This is a genomic window from Jeotgalibacillus campisalis (assembly GCF_000829515.1).
GTDB lineage: Bacteria > Bacillota > Bacilli > Bacillales > Jeotgalibacillaceae > Jeotgalibacillus > Jeotgalibacillus campisalis.
Genome location: NZ_JXRR01000001.1, coordinates 305,729 through 324,778, shown reverse-complemented (window position 1 = coordinate 324,778; position 19,050 = coordinate 305,729). Strand labels below are relative to the sequence as shown.

Below are 19,050 nucleotides of genomic sequence, written 5' to 3'. Positions count from 1 at the left end.
AGGAGTTGCTGTTGACCATATTAGTAACAGGTGGCGCGGGCTACATCGGCAGTCATACATGTGTTGAACTTTTAAACGAAGGATACGACATTATCGTTGCAGATAATTTCAGCAACAGTCATCCGGAATCACTTAAGAGAGTAGCTGAACTCACAGGAAGATTGTTCAGTGTCGTCAAGTTGGATCTTCAGGATCGTGAGCAGGTAGAAGATCTGTTTTCTCATAACGAGATCGAGGCTGTCATTCATTTTGCAGCTTTTAAAGCAGTAGGCGAGTCAGTGGAAAATCCGCTTAAATACTATCAGAACAATCTCGCGGGAACGATGGTTTTGCTTGAAACGATGAACAATTTTAACATTAAAAAACTTGTATTCAGTTCTTCTGCAACAGTTTATGGAAAAGAAGCTCGTATGCCAATATCAGAAATTGAACATACCGGTGCAGTTAATCCCTACGGACGTACAAAACAGATGATTGAAGAGATGTTAATAGATCTTTATAAATCTGACCCTGCGTGGAGCATGGCTGTACTGCGCTACTTCAATCCAATCGGTGCACATAAAAGCGGACGTATCGGAGAAGATCCATCAGGCATACCAAACAATTTGCTGCCCTACATCGCCCAGGTCGCGATCGGAAGACGTGATCAGCTCATTATACATGGGGATGATTATGAAACAAAGGATGGTACAGGAATCAGAGACTACATTCATGTAGTGGATTTAGCGAAGGGGCATTTAAAAGCGCTCGAGAAGATATCACTTCAGTGCACGTATGAAACCTATAATCTGGGAACAGGAAAAGGCTACAGTGTGCTGGAGGTAGTCGCCGCATTTCAAAGGGCATCAGGCAGACCGATTCCCTACACAATTGGAAGCAGGCGGTCTGGGGACTTGAGTATTTGCTACGCAGATGTAACAAAAGCAAAAACTGAACTCGATTGGCAATCCACAATTGAAATGGACGAAATGTGCGAGGACATATGGAGATGGCAGCAGCAAAACCCTGAAGGTTACGAAAGCAGTACATCGACTGCTATTAAAGAGGCAACAGGAGCGTAGAACACACGAAAGGACGTTACAAATGTCAACGAATTCTATACTGACTCAACAGCAATTTTTGGAGCTGCTGGTTACGTGCCTGCAAAAAGGAAATCATGAGACCTCTCTTTCATTACAATCTATGGTGAAAGAAATAGAATACCGGATGCTGATCAATGGAGCCACTCAATTGAAACAGACTAATTAACGTAAGGACAGGATGAATATGAAGCGTTTACTGGATATCGTATTATCCCTGGTTTTGCTGGTCGTTTTTTCTCCGGTCATGGGAGCCGTAGCAGGCGTCATAGCCGTTAAGATGGGACGGCCGGTTTTATTTACCCAGCTCCGTCCAGGGTTGCATGGAAAACCATTTGAAGTCATCAAATTCAGAACCATGTTAAATGAGGTTGATCAACAAGGACAACTGCTATCTGATGAAGTGAGACTTACTTCTACTGGAAAATGGATTCGGAAATACAGCCTGGATGAGTTGCCGCAGCTGCTGAATGTTCTAGGGGGATCTATGAGTCTTGTTGGTCCAAGACCACTGCTAATGGATTATCTGCCGCTTTATTCAAAAGAACAGCATGCCCGCCACCATGTTCGGCCAGGAGTGACGGGGTGGGCACAAATCAATGGAAGAAACGTCATTGAGTGGGAGGAGAAATTCTCTATGGATCTATGGTATGTCAAAAATCAGTCCCTATGGCTGGATTTAAAGATCCTGCTGGTCACAGTGAAAAAGGTATTTAAAAAAGAAGGCGTAACACAACGTCATCACGCTACCGCTGAAAGATTCACGGGCTCAAAAGATGCAGGATGAACGAAAACTGATCGTAATTGGCGACGGTGGACACAGCAGTGTCATCCAGGATCTGATTTCCTCAAGCAGAGGTTATTCCATACTGGCGATTTTAGACGACCGTTATTCATCCCGCTTTATTCATAGTGGGATATTTTTCGGACCGATCGATGAACTGGCTGCAGTCATTCAGAAGGGTACTAAACTGGTCATTGCGATTGGCAGCAATGACACAAGAAAAAACATGGTGCAACGAATCGGAATGCCTGCTGATTTGTACGCGACGATCATTCATCCTTCTGCTTTTGTAAGCAAAAAGGCTCTATTGGATAATGGCACGGTCGTGATGCCAAATGCAGTGATTAATGCGGGTGCTGTCATTGGCGCACATACCATTATTAATTCAGGAAGCATTGTCGAACACGACTGCAGCCTGGCTCCATACGTACATGTATGTCCTGGTTCCACGCTGACAGGTGCTGTTTCTGTAGGAGAAGGGACACAGATTTCAGCGGGAGCGACGCTCGTTCCGGGAATCAGCATTGGAGAGTGGTCGGTTATTGCAGCAGGAGCTGTCGTGACAAAATCCGTACCTGCTTTCAGGATGGCAGCAGGTTGTCCGGCCAAAATAATAAAAAGAATCGGCAGCAGAGAGCGGATTTTGTAGAAAGGGGCATGAAATTTGAAGAATTCAAAAATATATCTTTCACCGCCGCATATGAGCGGGAACGAACAGGATTTGATTAAAGAAGCATTTGAGACAAATTGGATTGCACCACTTGGACCACACGTAGATGCATTTGAACAGGAAGTGGCTTCAATTGTAGGTAAAAAAGCAGCGTTGGCAGTGGTTTCCGGAACGGCCGCCATTCATTTATCATTGGCTCTTCTGGACATTAAATCAGGAGACAAGGTCTTCTGTTCCTCCCTAACTTTTGTAGCAAGCGCCAACCCGATTCTTTATCAGGGAGCTGAACCTGTTTTTATTGATTCAGAACCTGATACCTGGAATATGTCACCACACGCGCTGGAAAAGGCGATGGAAGAGTATTACTTACAAAACGATCTTCCCAAAGCCGTCATTGTCGTTAATCTTTATGGGCAAAGTGCAAAGATGGATGAAATTATCGAAATATGTGATCGATTTGAGGTTCCGATTGTAGAGGATGCAGCAGAATCATTTGGATCCACCTATAAGGGAAAGCCAAGCGGGAGTTTTGGAAAGTATGGCGTCTTCTCCTTCAATGGCAATAAAATTATTACAACATCAGGTGGAGGAATGCTGGTTTCAGACGACGTGGAAGCGATAGAGCGGGCACGCTTCTTAGCAACACAGGCAAGAGATCCGGCTTCTCATTACCAGCACAGCCAGATGGGCTACAACTACCGTATGAGCAATATTTTAGCCGGGCTGGGCATTGCACAGCTGCAAGTACTCGAACTTCGAGTAGGTGCGCGCAGAAAGATTTTTAATCGCTATCTAAAGGAATTGGGAGCACTGCCAGGAATTTCGTTCATTGAAGAGCTGCAACAAACCAAAACCAACCGATGGCTTTCTGCGGTCACTGTTGACGAGGATATTACCAGCGTGTCCGTCAAGCAAATCCTTGAACACATGGGGGAAAAGAATATTGAAGCAAGACAAGTATGGAAGCCGCTTCACCTGCAGCCGCTTTTTGAAGGAAATAGGTACTTCCCCCATGATGATCGTGAGGAAAGCGTATCAGAACATCTGTTTAATACCGGGATTTGCCTGCCATCCGGCTCGAACCTGACAGAGGACGATCAGACAAGAGTCATTGAGCAATTTAAAGAAGCGCTGCAAAAAGCAGTGGTAAACCAGGTTGTCCTATAAAAAAGAAACAATGGGGTACTTAAGATGATCGGGAAAAACATTATACAACTACGAAAACAAAAAGGGTTAACCTTATCGGAACTGGCTGAAAAAGCAGGGGTATCAAAATCATATCTAAGCAATATTGAACGAAATCTAAAACATAATCCATCCATTCATGTTATGGAGAAAATATCTTTTGTACTAGGAGTGGAATTGAAATTTTTATTAGACGAATCATCCAGTGACAGGCTATCGGAAAATTATAAATTCAATCAGTTTTGGAATGAATTAAAGGAAAATGTGACGACAGAAGATGAACTCAGGGAATATCAATTGGTGCTGGAGTTTATGAAATGGAGAAGAAAACAGAAGGAACTGTAAATATCTTCTTTCATCCTGACACTCCATTTGAAAAGGAGGTTTACTCATTCGACATGACGACTATACCGAAACGCATTCATTACTGCTGGTTTGGAAAAAAAGAGAAACCCAAGATGGTTAAAAAATGTATGGAAAGCTGGAAGAAGCATTTACACGATTATGAAATAGTGGAATGGAACGAAGAAAATTTCAATGTAAACCAACATCCATTTGTAAAAGAAGCGTATGACAATGGAAATTATGCATTTGTTAGCGATTATGTACGTGTCCATAGTCTCTATTCGTTAGGAGGGGTCTATCTCGATACGGACGTTGAGGTGTTTAAGCCTTTTGATGAATTGCTCTATCAGGAGTCTTTTTGGGGCTTTGAACAGGAAAATTATATCGCGACCAGCACAATAGGAGCAGCAAAAGGAAATAAATTAATAAAGCTATTTCTTGATTCATACAAGGATAAACATTTCATAAAAGAAGATGGGACTATTGATAACTTAACGAATGTAGCAATTGTAACTAAAATCATCAAAGATTTAGGCGTTGAAATGAACGGGTATTATCAAGAAATTAAAGGAATAGGAAGCTTTTATCCTCAAACTTATTTTTCACCTTATGACTATATAAATTGCAGAAATTTTAAAACGGATTATACGTACACACTTCACCATTTTTATAAAAGCTGGCTACCTCCAAAAACTCGGTTCAAAGCGGTGATTAAAGGAATTTCTTCGAAGGTTATAGGAGGAGAGAATATATACAGAATTAGAATGGCTTTAGGTTCTTCAAGGAGACAGCCATGAAAAATCTTTTAATAGCCTCTTTTGATATGGAAATTGGAGGAGTAGAAAGAAGTTTAATTAATATGCTTGAACATTTTGATTACAACAATTACTCAGTGGATCTAATGTTATATAAACACCAAGGAGAATTACTGCCTCTGATTCCTGCTCAAGTAACATTACTTAAAGAAATCGAACAGTACTCAACTTTCAGAAAATCAGTTAAAGAAATTTTTCAGGATAAGCATATAAAAATTGGAATCTCCAGAGTACTATCGAAACTGCATGCAAATGCAAAACAAACGAAAATTTCGGAACCTGGTTACTATCAAATGCAATTAATGTGGAAGTATGCACTTCCATTTTTGCCTACAATAGATAAAGAATATGAAATTGCGATTAGCTATCTTTGGCCACACTATTTTGTAGCTGACAAAGTAAAAGCGAAGAAGAAAGTTGCTTGGATTCATACTGATTATTCAATGATTGAAACGGATATCCAATTGGATTTGGAAATGTGGGGAAAGTTTGACCACATCATCGCTGTATCAGAAGCGTGCCAAAGTTCATTTCTACAAAAATATCCTACTTTAATAGACAAGGTCGTAGTGGTAGAGAATATAACCTCTCCAAAGTTTATTAGAGAAATGGGTGAAAAAGAAATAGACAATCCACTGGTAAACGACAACAGATTCAAACTGGTAACGGTTGCTAGACTTTCTCAAGCAAAGGGAATTGATAACGCAGTTCATGCTTTAAAAATTCTAATCGAAAGAGGCATAACCAATATAGTTTGGTACGTCGTTGGGTACGGCGGAGATGAGGATGCACTAAAAAACTTGATCTCAAAAAATAAGCTTGAGAATCACTTCATTTTACTTGGAAAAAAAACCAATCCTTATCCTTTCATGAAATCAGCAGACCTGTATGTACAGCCTTCCCGCTATGAAGGTAAAGCAGTCACTGTTTCAGAAGCTCAAATTCTTGGAAAGCCGGTTATGATTACGAACTATTCTACTGCCTCTAGCCAGGTTTGTAACGAAATAGATGGCTATATTTGTGAGTTGTCAGTTGAGGGGATTGCGGATGGGGTTGAGTATTTGACGAATCATCCTGAGATAATAAAAAAAATAGTGACCAATTGTAAAGAACTTAACTTTAATAATGAGAAGGAATTAGAAAAACTATATAGGCTGATAAAGCAAGTTTCCAGTAGAGAAGTGTTGAAAGATGTACTTCAAGAGGTGAATTAAATGGATGTAAAAGTAAGTGTCATAGTGCCAGTATACAATGCTGAAAAATACTTGGAAATCTGCATAAAGTCTTTAATTGACCAGACACTTGCTGAATGTGAGTTCATATTTGTGAATGATGGTTCAACTGATGGAAGTGAAGAGATTATATCGAGATACATTAAAAGTGATAATAGAATTAAGTTGATTAACCAAAAAAATAATGGTGTAAGTGCAGCAAGAAATGCAGGTATTGAAAAGGCCGTAGGTAAGTATATTGGGTTTGTGGACGCTGATGATCATGTTCAAAAGGATATGTTTGAAATATTTCATGAAAACGGAGAAAAGTATAAAGCGGATGTAGTTTTTTCTGACCTTATAAGTGAACTAGATGGTTGTAATCTTAAGACTGGTTATCCTTTTATCAAAGGGAAAGTGTTAGATAAGTCTTACATTGAAACAGTCATTATTCCTTACATTATAGAAGAAGATTCCTTTAACAGCGTATGTAACAAGGTTTATAGAAACAATATTATTAAAAACAATAAAATAGCTTTTACTACTGATATTTCATTAGGTGAAGATGGGTATTTTAATCTTCAAGTAATGAACTGCATTGGTACGTTATTTTATCTTGATTATGCAGGATACTTCTATCGAGAAGTAAGTGGAAGTGCAACTAGAAATATAATTGATCAGAATTATTTTAAGAGAGCATTAGAAGTTTACAAAGGACAGTTACCAGCAAATTTAAAAGTAAATGAAAAAAAGTTAAAAGAGTTAAAATCAACCAAACTTATAAAAAACGTTTTTTCCTATATTCATATTTATTTTAAACCAACAAGACAATTCTCCTTATATTATCGTTACTTGTTTGTTAAATCTATGATTAATCATCATGACGTACGTGAGTCATTAACTGTATATCTCCATAATAAGTATCATCAGTCTAATCGTTACGAAAAAACAATCTTAATATTAATAAAACTAAGGTTAGTACCAGGGTTATATTGTATTACTGCTTATAGCAGATTTAGAAATAGACACGGAGGAGTAAATAGATGAAAATGTTGATGTTTGCTCACGATGGAAGCTCCAATAGAGGCTGTGAAGCTATTGTACGATCAACAACTACTATGATTAAAGATAGGATAGATGGAGCAGAAATTTATCTAGCATCCGGGAAGCCTGAGACGGATAAAGTTATAACTAAATTGGATAAGGTTTATGACGGTTCGTTAAGTCCTTTAAAAAAATACTCGTTTCATTGGTACGTTTCATCTATAAAAGTGAAACTGTTTAATGATGAATCATACGCATTAGGCAAGGTTCATCAAAATATTATCAAGCATATTAATAATATGGATATTTATTTATCCATAGGTGGTGACAATTATTGTTATGGGGAGCAACCAGGCTGGTATGAAATTGATAGAAGAGTAAAAGCACACGGTAAAAAGTTAGTTTTGTGGGGTTGTTCTATTGGTGAAGAAGATTTATCAGAACAAAAGCTGCTTGATTTAAAACAATTTGATCTAATTCTAGCAAGAGAGTCCATTACTTATAATGTTTTGAGAAAACAAGGTTTATCTAAAGTGAGACTTACTGCTGACCCTGCTTTTACCATGGAAAAGAATGAGCTGGCTCTTCCTGACGGGTGGGTAGTTGGTAAAACAATAGGAATAAATTTCAGTCCACTTGTACTTAATAAAAATCCAAAATCTTTAGATGCTATGCGTGAATTAATTCGTCATATACTTAAAAACTCAGATTTAACAATTGCATTAACTCCTCATGTCATTATTGATGGCAATAATGACTATGAGATTCTGTCGTTACTATTTGAGGAATTCAAGGACTCACAAAGAGTGTTGCTTTTACCAGATAATCTTACTGCTACACAATATAAGGGATACATTGCCCGTATGAGATTCTTTATTGGAGCAAGAACTCATGCCACCATAGCTGCTTACTCTTCGTTAGTACCTACTATGGTTTTGGGATACAGCGTTAAGTCTAAGGGAATTGCAAAAGACCTCTTTGAAGAAGAAAGATTAGTTTTTGGAATAGATGAACTGTCTGATGATACGAAACTAATTAATGGATTTGAAGAAATGATGGCTGAGGAAAAAGATATTCAAAGATGTTTAAAAAAATCTGTGCCCTTAATGAAAAAGCTGGCCTATGGAGCCGTAGATCATTTGAACGACGTCATAAGATGAGGTGAATTATGAAAAAAAATCTATTATTCATTATTCCTAGCCTATCCGCTGGTGGAGGTGAAAAAAGCCTTATAAACTTACTTTCTCAAATTGACTACGATTTATACAACGTGGATATTTTCTTGCTCAATCACAATGGGCTGTTTATGGAATTTATTCCGCCTCAAGTAAACGTTTTGCCTTTACCAGATAACTACAAGTTGTTTTCATTGTCGCTTTTAAAATCAATATACAAGTTTTTGGGAAGTAAAAACTATAAGTTAGCTATAAACAGAATATTATATACAATCTGTATTCGTTTAAATAAGAGCGTAGGAACCAACGAACAGTACGGTTGGAAATACCTTTCCAGATCTCTTGCTGATTTGGCCAAGGTCTATGATGTATCAATTGGGTTTTTAGAAAAGACTTCTATTTACTTCTGTGTAGATAGGGTAACTGCCCATAAAAAAATTGGGTGGATTCACAATGACTACGATAAATTAGAATCAAATATTGCTTTTGATGAAAAGTATTTTAAAAAACTTCATGAAATATTAACCGTTTCAGAGGAATGTGCTACTGTGCTGAAGAGTAGGTTTCCAGATCAAAGGAATAAAATTAATGTAATTTATAATATCGTTTCTCCAAGTGTAATAAATAAACTATCCAATCAAATGAATGATGTTTTTATAAGAAATCAGGGTCAAAAGATTATCTTATCAGTAGGTCGTCTGCACCATCAAAAAGGTTTTGAGATGGCAATTAATGCATGTGAAGAATTGGTTAAAAAAGGTAATAACTTAAAATGGTTTGTGATCGGTGAAGGAGAAGAGCGATCGAATTTAGAGAAATTAATTGCACAAAAAAAATTGCAAAATCATTTTATCTTGTTGGGATTAAAAGCTAATCCATATCCTTACATCAAACAATGTGATATTTATGTTCAAACTTCAAAGTTCGAAGGGAAGTCTATTGCTCTTGATGAAGCAAAAATACTATGCAAACCGATAATAATTACAAATTATTCTACTGCTAAAGATCAAATTAAAAACAACATAAATGGATTGATTGTAGAAATGGATCCCTCGTCAATTGCTGCAGGAATTTATCAACTAATTCATAACCCAATACTAAAAGATAGTTTAATAAGTAATTTGTCTATTGAAAATTTGGGCACTGAAAAAGAAATTAATAAGCTTTATCAGCTTCTATAAGGAGTGATGGTATGAAAAGGAATTTATTGTTTGTTATGAATAACTTAAATTGTGGTGGAGCAGAAAAGGCCATTATTTCCTTATTGGAGACAATAGACTATTCAAAATTTAACGTAGATTTATATTTATTTAAACATGAAGGAATATTTTTAACTAAGCTTCCACCTGAAGTCAATTTACTTAATGAGCCTCTTGAGTACTCTATTTTTGATATGCCTATTAGAAAAGCACTATTAAAGTGTGTGGAGATGAAAAGGCCTGACGCTATTTTATATAGAATATTATTTGGCATTGTCATAAGAACAGAGAAGAACAAAGCACGTAGTGAACAGAGAAGATGGAAGTATATATCTAGTTCCATTGGAAAGATAACTAAAAAATATCATTCCGCTATTGGTTATTTAGAAAAAAACCCAATTTATTTTTGCGTAGATAAAGTCGAAGCTGAAATTAAGATAGGGTTTATACACAATGACTATAACAAGCTTGGAATGGACCCAAAGCTTGATAAAAAATATCTAACTCAATTAAATAAAATTGTAACCGTTTCTCAAGAATGTGCCAATGTTCTAAATATGACGTTCCCTAGTATGCAAAAAAAGATTTCTGTGATGCACAATATCGTGTCCCCAAAACTTATTAATCAGTTGTCTTTAGAAAGTAAACTCTTAGAGGAAGAGGGGTTGAAAATTGTCTCTATCGGAAGGCTTTCCTATCAAAAAGGGTATGACATGGCTATTGAAGCATGTAAGATTTTAACTGACTATGGGTTAAATATAAAATGGTATGTTATCGGTGAAGGTGAAGACCGTAATAAACTGGAGGATCTAATTAAAAATTTTGGTCTTGAAGCTAACTTTAAACTGCTAGGACTGAAAGAAAATCCCTATCCTTATATCTACAATGCTGATATATATGTGCAATCTTCTAGGTTCGAGGGTAAATCTATAGCAATTGATGAAGCGAAAATATTATTGAAACCAATTATAGTAACGAATTTCTCTACAGTGACTGATCAAATACAAGATGGGATCAATGGTCTTGTAGCTAGTATGGATGCAAAATCAATTGCTGAAAAAATCTTAAAAATGTATCAGGACGAAATACTAAAAGAAACATTAGTCAGTAATTTAAGCCATGAAGATTTAGGAACCGAGCATGAAATCTTAAAGCTATACAGTATGGTAAATGATGCAGTTTGAAGAGAGGTGGAATTAGATGTTGATCCAAATAGTGGCTCTCATTACACTATTCATCGTTGCAGTAATTATAATTATTGATCTACTCCCTATAATTAGTGACTGGCTAGGCAGAATTCATATTGGAAGGTACGATGATCTCAAATCATGGAACACTGCGATTACAAACAGAGGGATCAAGTGGCTTATTCAAACACCGAAAGCAAAAATTACAGATAATACTCGGTTTGTCGCTATTGATATGATCAGGGGAAACTATTCGAAACGCACAATTCAATATTGGCAGGAGGCAAGCTTAATGCTGGGGCTGTTAGAATTAGTTAAGTATTCTAATGATACAAAAGCAAAAGAAAAAGTGAAACTGTATCTGAATACTCATTTCGATTCTGATGGTCAATGGTTGAAAAAGCCTACAGAAATAGACAGTGCAATACTTGCATATTCGATAATGAAAATAAACTTTGTTGAGAGTGATAAGTACAAACCAGCTTTGGATCACATATGGAACCTCATTAAACTTCATATTGGAAAAGATGGAACGGTAAGATATAGAAAAGCTATGGATGACTACAGGTATGTAGACACGATTGGTTTTATATGTCCTTTTTTAATTGTTTATGGAATTAAATATGAAAAAAATGAATGTATCGATCTGGCAATCAGTCAGATAATTAAGTACGAGAAACACGGCATGCACAAACATTATTTCATCCCCTGTCATGCTTATAATGTAAACCAGGAAATTCCTTTAGGGTTATACGGATGGGGTAGAGGGCTGGGTTGGTTTGCAATAGGGTTAATTGACTCATGGAATGAGTTGCCTTTTAGTAATCCACATAAAATGGCTCTTACAAAACTTGTCGAGAAGTACGCAAAGACTATTATTGATTTTCAAAACGAGAATGGGAGCTGGAATTGGACAGTAACACGTCCGGAAACACGGTCAGATTCTTCTGCCACGGCTACATTGGCTTGGTTCCTAATTAATGCTGCTTCAGTCACCGAAATAGAAGATGTTTGTTTAGTGAGGGGAGAAAAGGCTTTGAACTTTCTAAAAAGTGTAACTAGAAGAAATGGAGAAGTTGATTTTTCGCAGGGAGATACAAAAGATATTGGAGTGTACTCTGTACTATTCAGTAAACTTCCATTTACTCAGGGTTTTGCGATACGGACGACACAACTGTATGAAAATTACGGTAGGGAGAAATTAAAAGAAATAGGTTAAGGGGGTGATTCATTTGAAAGAAATGTTTTCAAAACTGTTAGTTCTCTTTACAAGTAAAGAAAAGAAAAAATTCCTCATTTTGTTTGTAATGATGATCTTTGCCGCAATATTAGAGACCATTGGAATAGGACTGATTATACCTCTAGTTACGATCATTACCAATCCGGAAAGCGTCCAGGATCAAGTTATATTTAGGTCAATATATGAAGGCCTTAATTTCAAATCATTTAATGCGTTTGTCATCTTTTCCGTCCTTTTTTTACTTTCAGTATTTCTTATAAAAAATTTGTATCTATTAATTTTCCAATATGCGCAAGCTCGAGTAATTTTAAATCAGCAGGTTAAATTATCAAGTCAACTTTTCAGGTCTTATTTGATTCAACCTTACACATTTCATATGCAGCGTAATTCAGCCGATTTGTTAAGAAATGTAAACGCAGAAGTACCTAAATTATTTCAAGGAATTGTTATGTCGGGGTTTCAGCTATTTACTGAGGTATTGGTAATACTTTGTATATTAGGACTATTAGTTTGGACAGCTCCAATGGCAACTTTGTCAGCTTCAATTCTCCTCGGTATAAGTGTGTATGCTTTTTTTGCCATACTAAAAGGTAAGCTTGGTAATCTAGGAACGGAACACCAAAGAATTGGCGGGGCGATGATTAAATCTGTTAATCAAGGGCTTGGGGCAAGTAAAGAAGTAAAAGTATCAGGAAAAGAAGAATTTTTTATAAAAAGTTATACTGAAAACGGCAAAATCAATTCCGGTATAATACGATACTTAAAGTTACTTGAACATGTACCTAGGCTGTTTATTGAGACTTTGTTAGTCGCAATTGTTCTCATGGCTATGTTAATTTTTGTTCTTCAAGGAAAAGATACATCTGAATTTATTACTACTATGGCCCTGTTCTCAATGGCTGCTTTCAGGCTAATGCCCTCCATAACAAGAGTTGTTGCAATGTTAGCAACGATTCGTTACAGTCAGCCGGCTCTAGATATCGTTCACGATGATTTAGTTAGCACCAAAGAGTATCTTAAACAAAATAAAGAAAAAGACAAAAACAGTCAGTTAAACGCAGCTAATAATAAAATCTACGAAAACGCCATTGAATTAAGTGGAATTTCCTTTAGGTATCCAAATCAGGAGGGTTTAGCAATTAAAGATGTGAGTTTAACAATTCCCATCGGACAGTCTGTTGCTTTTGTAGGACCTTCAGGCGCTGGAAAAACAACATTAGTTGATATTATACTGGGGATATTAGAACCCCATAGTGGATCTTTATTAGTTGATAGCAAGAAAATAGAAGAAAATTTGCCTTTATGGCAAAGTCGAATTGGCTATATTCCTCAATCAATATTTCTTTCCGATGACACGATTAGAAGTAACATTGCATTTGGAGTTGAAGCCGAAGATATTGATGATACTAGAGTTTGGAGAGCATTAGAACAAGCGCAGTTAATGGAATTTGCTACTTCTTTACCGGAAAATATTTATACTTCTGTAGGAGAGAGAGGGATTAAACTTTCAGGAGGTCAAAGACAGAGACTTGGTATAGCCCGAGCCTTATACCATAATCCCGAAATACTTTTCATGGATGAGGCAACATCGGCTTTAGATACTGAGACCGAAAAAGATATAATGAGTGCAATAGATAGATTAAAAGGTGAGAAAACGTTAATAATAATTGCTCATAGACTAAGTACAATTGAAAATTGTGACATTGTATTTAAAATTGAAAATGGTCGTTTGGTCAATACCGATAAAAGGGACTGTAAATTAGTTATTTAGTAATATTTATTATATGTTGTATCATTTTTCTGAAATTCAGAATGTTATTGAAATGTATTCTTGACATTTATTACAATCCGTGTAGAATTAAAGCATAAAGTTCTTTATAAAGAACGAATAGATTCTATTATTTACCCACTAAAAAAGTCTATTTTTTTACGCTTATCGTTCTTTAAAAAGAACGATAGAGTCTGGAGGAGTTATATGAGCGCGATTGCTGGAGTGATTAATTTTGACAGGCAAGAACTGGTCAATCCTGAATATGGGAAAGCGATGATGGCAGCCATGGCTCATTTTCCTTCTGACGATCGGCAGGTTTTTATAAAAGATAATGCTTTTCTTGGATGTCACGCACAGTGGATCACGCCTGAGTCAATAGGGGAGAAACAGCCCTTTTATGATTACGATTTACAAATGGTCATAACAGCAGATGCAATTCTTGATAATCGTAAGGAGCTCTTTGATAGTCTTGGAGTGAAGAAATACGACCGCAATTTAATGTCTGACAGCCAGCTCATTCTCCTTGCGTATGATAAGTGGGGAAATGAATGTCCGAAAAATTTAATTGGTGACTTTGCTTTTATGATTTGGGATGAAAAAAAGCAAAAGGCCTTCGGTGCGAGGGATTTATCCGGTTATCGAACCCTGTATTACATGAAAGATCAATCATGTGTAGTGTTTTCGACTCTCATTAAACCTATGTTCTTGCTTCCTTTCATTGAAAAAAAACTAAACGAATCCTGGCTGGCTGAATACCTGTCCATTACAGGAATGATTGATTCATTGGATGCGGTTGACACTCCTTATGAATCAATTAAACAAGTGCCGCCGTCGCATTCAATAGAAATTAAAAATGGTGCAGTGTCCATTCAACGATATGGCAGTCTGTATAGTACAGAAAAATTGAACCTAAAGTCAGATGGAGAATATATTGAAGCCTTTACAGAAGTGTTTACACGAGCTGTCAATGATCGTTTGAGGACCCATCGCAATGTTGGATCACAGCTTAGCGGGGGACTTGATTCTGGATCGGTGGCGAGTTTAGCTGCCAAAAGCTTACGCCATTCCAATAAAGATCTTTATACGTTTAGCTATATTCCTCCAAAAGATTTTGAGGACTATACAAAAGGTCATATGCAGCCAAATGAAAGTCCTGCCATCAATGCTACTCTGTCCTACATTGGAGGAAAGAAGCACCATTTTCTAGACTTCGAAGGCAAAGACTCCTTTTCAATCATTGCTGAAATGTTGGGAGATATGGAGCTGCCGTATAAGTTTTTTGAAAACTCCTTTTGGCTTAAGGGAATGTTCGAGGAAGCAGAAAAGTATGATGTTGGCATTTTGTTAAATGGTGATCGCGGGAATTTTACCATCTCCTGGGGTTCAGCGCTAGATTACTACGGAAAGCTTTTGCGAACGCTTCAATGGCCGCGCCTCTATCAAGAGCTTAATCAATACAGCTCCATCATGCAGGGGAAAAGATTAGGTTTGCTGCCATTGATTTCAAAACTTGCTTATCCGAAGATGAATTTTTATCTGGAAAATAGAAATAAACCAACTAACCATATTGTAATCAACAATGAATTTGCAGGAAGGACGCATATTCAGGAGAAGTTGAAGACGCATCAATTTGCTCAAACTGGATGGCTGCCGCCTGGAACACCAACAAGATCCAGAAAAAAACTGCTGAATGATCTTTATCCATGGAACTACGGCAATGCCCTCACGGCTAAATTGTCTATAAAGCATGGTTTGTGGAAAAGAGATCCAACGAATGACAGTCGTGTTGTTCGATTCTGCTTATCTGTTCCCGATCATCAATTTGTTAAAAAAGGAATGGATCGAGCGTTGATTAGAAGATCAATGAAAGGATATCTGCCGGACGAGATAAGGCTGAATCAGCGTGTCAGGGGCGCACAGGGACTTGATTGGGTTCATCGGGTTGCTCCATATTGGAACCAAATAATGGAAGAATCAACAAAGATGATTCACGACAAATTTTTTACACAATACGTTAACACAACAAGATTACAATCAGCTTTGAAGACTCTACAGCAAGGTCCGGATGGTAAAGCAGGACTCGATTCAGACTATCGTTTAATCATGCGCAGCCTGATTCTATACCGCTTTCTTAAAACATTCAATTGAAAGGGGGTGAAACAATGAAAAAGGAATGGAAAACACCAGAAGTTGAATTGCTGACAGTTCAAATGACGATGCTTGGACATAATGGAGACGATTTGGATAACGATTTTGAAGACGGCACACCTCGTGGCGATCTTACTTTCAGCTAATCCCGAACTCGTAGATTGATAAGTTTATATTTAATATACATAGCCTCTGTAGGGAATCTTACAGGGGCCTTGTATTACGGGTGAACTAGTTCTTTATTCCTTGTATGGCCGTAATTTTATTCTTTGCATACTGGAGGAACACATTATGAAAGAGTGTACCGCTTCTTATTGTTATGAGGCGTTTGGGTTGTCTATTTCAAGCGAGATGGAGATTCAGGAACTGCCTGCTGCAACGATGCTTAACACAGATGTTTTTATTGCGAGAAAGGCACTAAAGTTTATTTGGGAAAACCGCCCGATCAATCAAAAATATTTTTATATTAAAGACGATTTTGTCATGTTTGAAATTGAAGATACGGCAATTTTTCTTATTGAAAATGGGACGCATATTTACGTAGATGCTTTTCATGATTCCAAGCATGACCAAATATGTCTCTTTCTTTTGGGAACCTGTATGGGCTCGATTTTAATGCAGCGAAAAATTCTTCCTCTTCACGGAAGTGCAGTGGCAATCAAGGGGAAAGTATATGCGATTGTAGGAGATTCGGGAGCTGGGAAATCGACGCTTGCTTCTGCTCTTCTGCAAAAAGGATATAAGCTGCTAAGCGATGACGTTATTCCAGTCACTGTAACAGAACAAGGGATTCCGATGGTAACGCCTGCCTATCCGCAGCAAAAGCTATGGATTGAAAGTCTGCATCAGTTTGGGATGGATTCAGCTCGTCTTCGTCCGATTATTCAGCGGGAAACGAAATTCGCTGTTCCTGTAACTGAACAGTTTTTAAACGAGAAATTGCCTCTTGCGGGTGTTATTGAACTCGTAAAAACGGATGAAGACACTATTGACATGAAGCCGATTCATAATCTTGAGCGTTTTCAGCTTTTATTTGCCCATACGTATCGCAAATCTTTTATTGAACGGCTTGGACTCGTGCAATGGCATTTTACACTTTCAGCGAAAATGCTTAATCAGCTTTCTCTTTATCAGCTTAAAAGACCTGTTCAGTCGTTTACGGCCAATGAATTGGCCGATTTGATCATAACTACTATTCAAAAGGAGTCGGTTCACGTATGACGTATACACAAGTGTTGAGCAAAGAGCAGACTGTTGCACAGCAGCCGGGGAATGTAGTCAGCAATATGGATGGAGAAATTGTCATGCTGAGTATTGAAAATGGGAAATATTATAATTTAGGTGACATTGGCGGAGCGATCTGGGGGAAAATCGAAAAACCTGTAGCTATTTCAACTCTCATTCATGAGTTGATTTCTGAGTATGAGGTGGATGCTTCGGAATGCGAACAACAGGTCATGAGTTTTCTGGATCAGTTAGGGAAAGAAAATCTGATTGCCATTACTGACGCTCAATGAGTGTCTGGACGCACGAACTTAAAAAGGGAGCAAGTCTTATAAATAAAGTTAAGGCTTTTTTCTCGTTAAGTAAAGAAATGAAAGGGCTGCTCGTAGAAACATATATTCAACTGGCTAAAGCCAGAGTCGCCAAATCAAAACCATTTTCTCAAATTGCTCCTTCACTTGGTGAGCATATGATGGAAACCACTTATGAGCCTGAACCAGGTAACAAGCGTGTGCTGGCTAGTGTATCGCAGTCTGTGAATCTAATGAGCAAATATACCTTCTGGGAAAGCCAGTGTCTGGTAAAGGCGATCGCGGCAATGAGGATGCTTGAAAAGCGCAACATAGAAAGCACGCTTTATTTGGGGACGGGAAGGGACGAACACGGTAAGCTTGCCGCACACGCCTGGCTAAGGAGCGGTCCCTATTATATTACAGGATCTGAAGGAATGGAGAAATACACAGTCGTCGGGAAGTTTGCCAAAAAGATTCCCGGAAAAGATGGGGAGAATAAATAATGAAACACACATTTAAACTCAATCAGTCTACTCTATCAAATGAAGTTCTCTTAATCCTTGAACTGATTAAACAGGAACCGCAATCTATTCAAATCAATAAAGATTTAGTTGGGAAAGTAGATTGGAATCTTTTTATTACTCAAGCCTTACACCATCGTGTGTACCCAGCTCTACTCTCAAGAATTAGTCAGTCAAACGAGATTCCTGAACATGTAAAGACTGTGCTCAATTCTGAGTTTAAGCGAAATACCCTGAAGATGCTGTATCTGAGCGCTGAAATGGAAAAGGTTAATCAGTTGTTTTCCAAGGAATCCATTCCCACTCTTTGCCTGAAAGGGCCAGTTTTGGCTCATAAGCTATATGGTGATTTATCTTTGCGCACCTGCAATGATCTTGATATTCTCATTCCCATGAAGGATATTGAAAGAGCAGAGGCATTGCTGGTAAAAGAGGGCTATCAGAAAGATGATTACATTCAATCAGTCCTGAATGACTGGCGATGGCGCCATCACCATATGATGTATGTTCATCCTGTGAAAAAAACAAAAGTAGAAGTTCACTGGAGACTCAGTCCAGGTCCTGGCAAAGAGCCGAGATTTGATGAGCTATGGAACCGCAGAGTCAAGTCAGCGCTTCCTCATTCTTCTGTTGATATGCTTGGGAACGAAGACCTCTTTTTGTTTCTTGCGTCACATGGCGCACGTCACGGATGGTCAAGGTTGCGCTGGCTGATGGACATCAAACAGCTAATGAAACAAGAACTGGACTGGCAGCTCCTTTCCACCTTGTTAAAGAAGAATTATATCGAGCACATAGCAGGACAAAGTATCGTATTGGCCAAACAGCTTTTACATGCAGAATGTAACCCTGCTGCTTTGAGACTGGCTTCCACTCAGCGTTCTCAAAAGCTTGCACAGGAAGCGGTATATTATCTGGAGTCCATGATTAACCTTCATACAGAGCCGGTTCCGGAAGACGTTTCAAACTATCATAAAAAGCATTTATTTTCTCTCATGTCCCCTCATCAAAAAAGCTTATATCTTTTGAGTACGCTGCATCCATATGCAGAAGATGCCAAAACACTGCCACTGCCCCAACAGCTGCATTTTCTCTATTTTCCTCTTCGGCCGCTGTTAATCATGTGGAGAAAAAGAAGTAAACATGCAATGCCTTAGGA

Annotated in this window: 20 protein-coding genes; all 20 read left to right on the top strand. The window is 37.8% G+C overall.

The window, feature by feature from the left end:
• The first annotated feature begins 11 nt into the window (after positions 1–11).
• The 20 genes from galE (at position 12) to KR50_RS01380 (ending at position 19,048) form a co-directional block, all read left to right on the top strand.
• Entirely contained in the window at positions 12–1,061 is a 1,050-nt protein-coding gene (gene galE, locus KR50_RS01465; RefSeq protein ID WP_041053924.1) for a UDP-glucose 4-epimerase GalE, read from the top strand.
• Between the two features lie 22 nt (positions 1,062–1,083).
• Positions 1,084–1,248, top strand: coding sequence for a hypothetical protein (locus KR50_RS18375; protein ID WP_156969432.1), 165 nt, complete (start codon positions 1,084–1,086; stop codon positions 1,246–1,248).
• Positions 1,249–1,266: 18 nt separating this feature from the next.
• Positions 1,267–1,866 carry a sugar transferase gene (locus KR50_RS01460; protein WP_408606137.1) on the top strand — a complete coding sequence of 200 codons (600 nt, stop codon included), beginning with the start codon at positions 1,267–1,269 and terminating at the stop codon, positions 1,864–1,866.
• The gene (locus tag KR50_RS01455) at positions 1,856–2,512 is read left to right on the top strand and encodes an acetyltransferase (protein ID WP_041053919.1); all 657 of its coding nucleotides are present in this window, start codon (positions 1,856–1,858) and stop codon (positions 2,510–2,512) included. Before KR50_RS01460 ends, KR50_RS01455 begins: the two co-directional genes overlap by 11 nt.
• 51 nt (positions 2,513–2,563) lie before the next feature.
• Positions 2,564–3,700, top strand: a complete 1,137-nt coding sequence (locus KR50_RS01450) for a DegT/DnrJ/EryC1/StrS family aminotransferase (RefSeq protein WP_052476716.1) — start codon at positions 2,564–2,566, stop codon at positions 3,698–3,700.
• Between the two features lie 24 nt (positions 3,701–3,724).
• Positions 3,725–4,063 carry a helix-turn-helix domain-containing protein gene (locus tag KR50_RS01445; RefSeq protein WP_041053913.1) on the top strand — a complete coding sequence of 113 codons (339 nt, stop codon included), beginning with the start codon at positions 3,725–3,727 and terminating at the stop codon, positions 4,061–4,063.
• Between the two features lie 53 nt (positions 4,064–4,116).
• The gene (locus KR50_RS01440) at positions 4,117–4,860 is read left to right on the top strand and encodes a glycosyltransferase family 32 protein (RefSeq protein WP_041054461.1); all 744 of its coding nucleotides are present in this window, start codon (positions 4,117–4,119) and stop codon (positions 4,858–4,860) included.
• Complete coding sequence (locus KR50_RS01435; protein ID WP_052476656.1) at positions 4,857–6,092, top strand: glycosyltransferase; 1,236 nt, start codon at positions 4,857–4,859, stop codon at positions 6,090–6,092. Before KR50_RS01440 ends, KR50_RS01435 begins: the two co-directional genes overlap by 4 nt.
• On the top strand, positions 6,093–7,136 hold the full coding sequence (locus KR50_RS01430) for a glycosyltransferase (protein WP_041053910.1): 1,044 nt from the start codon (positions 6,093–6,095) through the stop codon (positions 7,134–7,136).
• The gene (locus tag KR50_RS01425; RefSeq protein WP_041053909.1) at positions 7,133–8,293 is read left to right on the top strand and encodes a polysaccharide pyruvyl transferase family protein; all 1,161 of its coding nucleotides are present in this window, start codon (positions 7,133–7,135) and stop codon (positions 8,291–8,293) included. Before KR50_RS01430 ends, KR50_RS01425 begins: the two co-directional genes overlap by 4 nt.
• A gap of 8 nt (positions 8,294–8,301) precedes the next feature.
• Entirely contained in the window at positions 8,302–9,489 is a 1,188-nt protein-coding gene (locus KR50_RS01420; RefSeq protein ID WP_041053905.1) for a glycosyltransferase, read from the top strand.
• Positions 9,490–9,500: 11 nt separating this feature from the next.
• The gene (locus KR50_RS01415) at positions 9,501–10,691 is read left to right on the top strand and encodes a glycosyltransferase (RefSeq protein ID WP_041053904.1); all 1,191 of its coding nucleotides are present in this window, start codon (positions 9,501–9,503) and stop codon (positions 10,689–10,691) included.
• 16 nt (positions 10,692–10,707) lie between these two features.
• Positions 10,708–11,913, top strand: coding sequence for a glycoside hydrolase family 88 protein (locus KR50_RS01410; RefSeq protein WP_041053902.1), 1,206 nt, complete (start codon positions 10,708–10,710; stop codon positions 11,911–11,913).
• Positions 11,914–11,935: 22 nt separating this feature from the next.
• Entirely contained in the window at positions 11,936–13,705 is a 1,770-nt protein-coding gene (locus KR50_RS01405; RefSeq protein ID WP_232304227.1) for an ABC transporter ATP-binding protein, read from the top strand.
• Between the two features lie 204 nt (positions 13,706–13,909).
• Complete coding sequence (locus tag KR50_RS01400; RefSeq protein WP_041053894.1) at positions 13,910–15,853, top strand: asparagine synthase-related protein; 1,944 nt, start codon at positions 13,910–13,912, stop codon at positions 15,851–15,853.
• 14 nt (positions 15,854–15,867) lie between these two features.
• Positions 15,868–15,999 carry a paeninodin family lasso peptide gene (locus KR50_RS18370; RefSeq protein ID WP_156969431.1) on the top strand — a complete coding sequence of 44 codons (132 nt, stop codon included), beginning with the start codon at positions 15,868–15,870 and terminating at the stop codon, positions 15,997–15,999.
• Positions 16,000–16,144: 145 nt separating this feature from the next.
• Positions 16,145–17,074, top strand: a complete 930-nt coding sequence (locus tag KR50_RS01395; RefSeq protein ID WP_041053892.1) for an ATP-binding cassette domain-containing protein — start codon at positions 16,145–16,147, stop codon at positions 17,072–17,074.
• On the top strand, positions 17,071–17,370 hold the full coding sequence (locus KR50_RS01390; RefSeq protein ID WP_041053889.1) for a lasso peptide biosynthesis PqqD family chaperone: 300 nt from the start codon (positions 17,071–17,073) through the stop codon (positions 17,368–17,370). Before KR50_RS01395 ends, KR50_RS01390 begins: the two co-directional genes overlap by 4 nt.
• Entirely contained in the window at positions 17,367–17,873 is a 507-nt protein-coding gene (locus KR50_RS01385) for a lasso peptide biosynthesis B2 protein (protein WP_052476654.1), read from the top strand. The genes KR50_RS01390 and KR50_RS01385 overlap by 4 nt, the downstream gene beginning before the upstream one ends.
• Complete coding sequence (locus KR50_RS01380) at positions 17,873–19,048, top strand: nucleotidyltransferase domain-containing protein (protein ID WP_041053887.1); 1,176 nt, start codon at positions 17,873–17,875, stop codon at positions 19,046–19,048. Before KR50_RS01385 ends, KR50_RS01380 begins: the two co-directional genes overlap by 1 nt.
• The last annotated feature ends 2 nt before the right edge of the window (positions 19,049–19,050 follow it).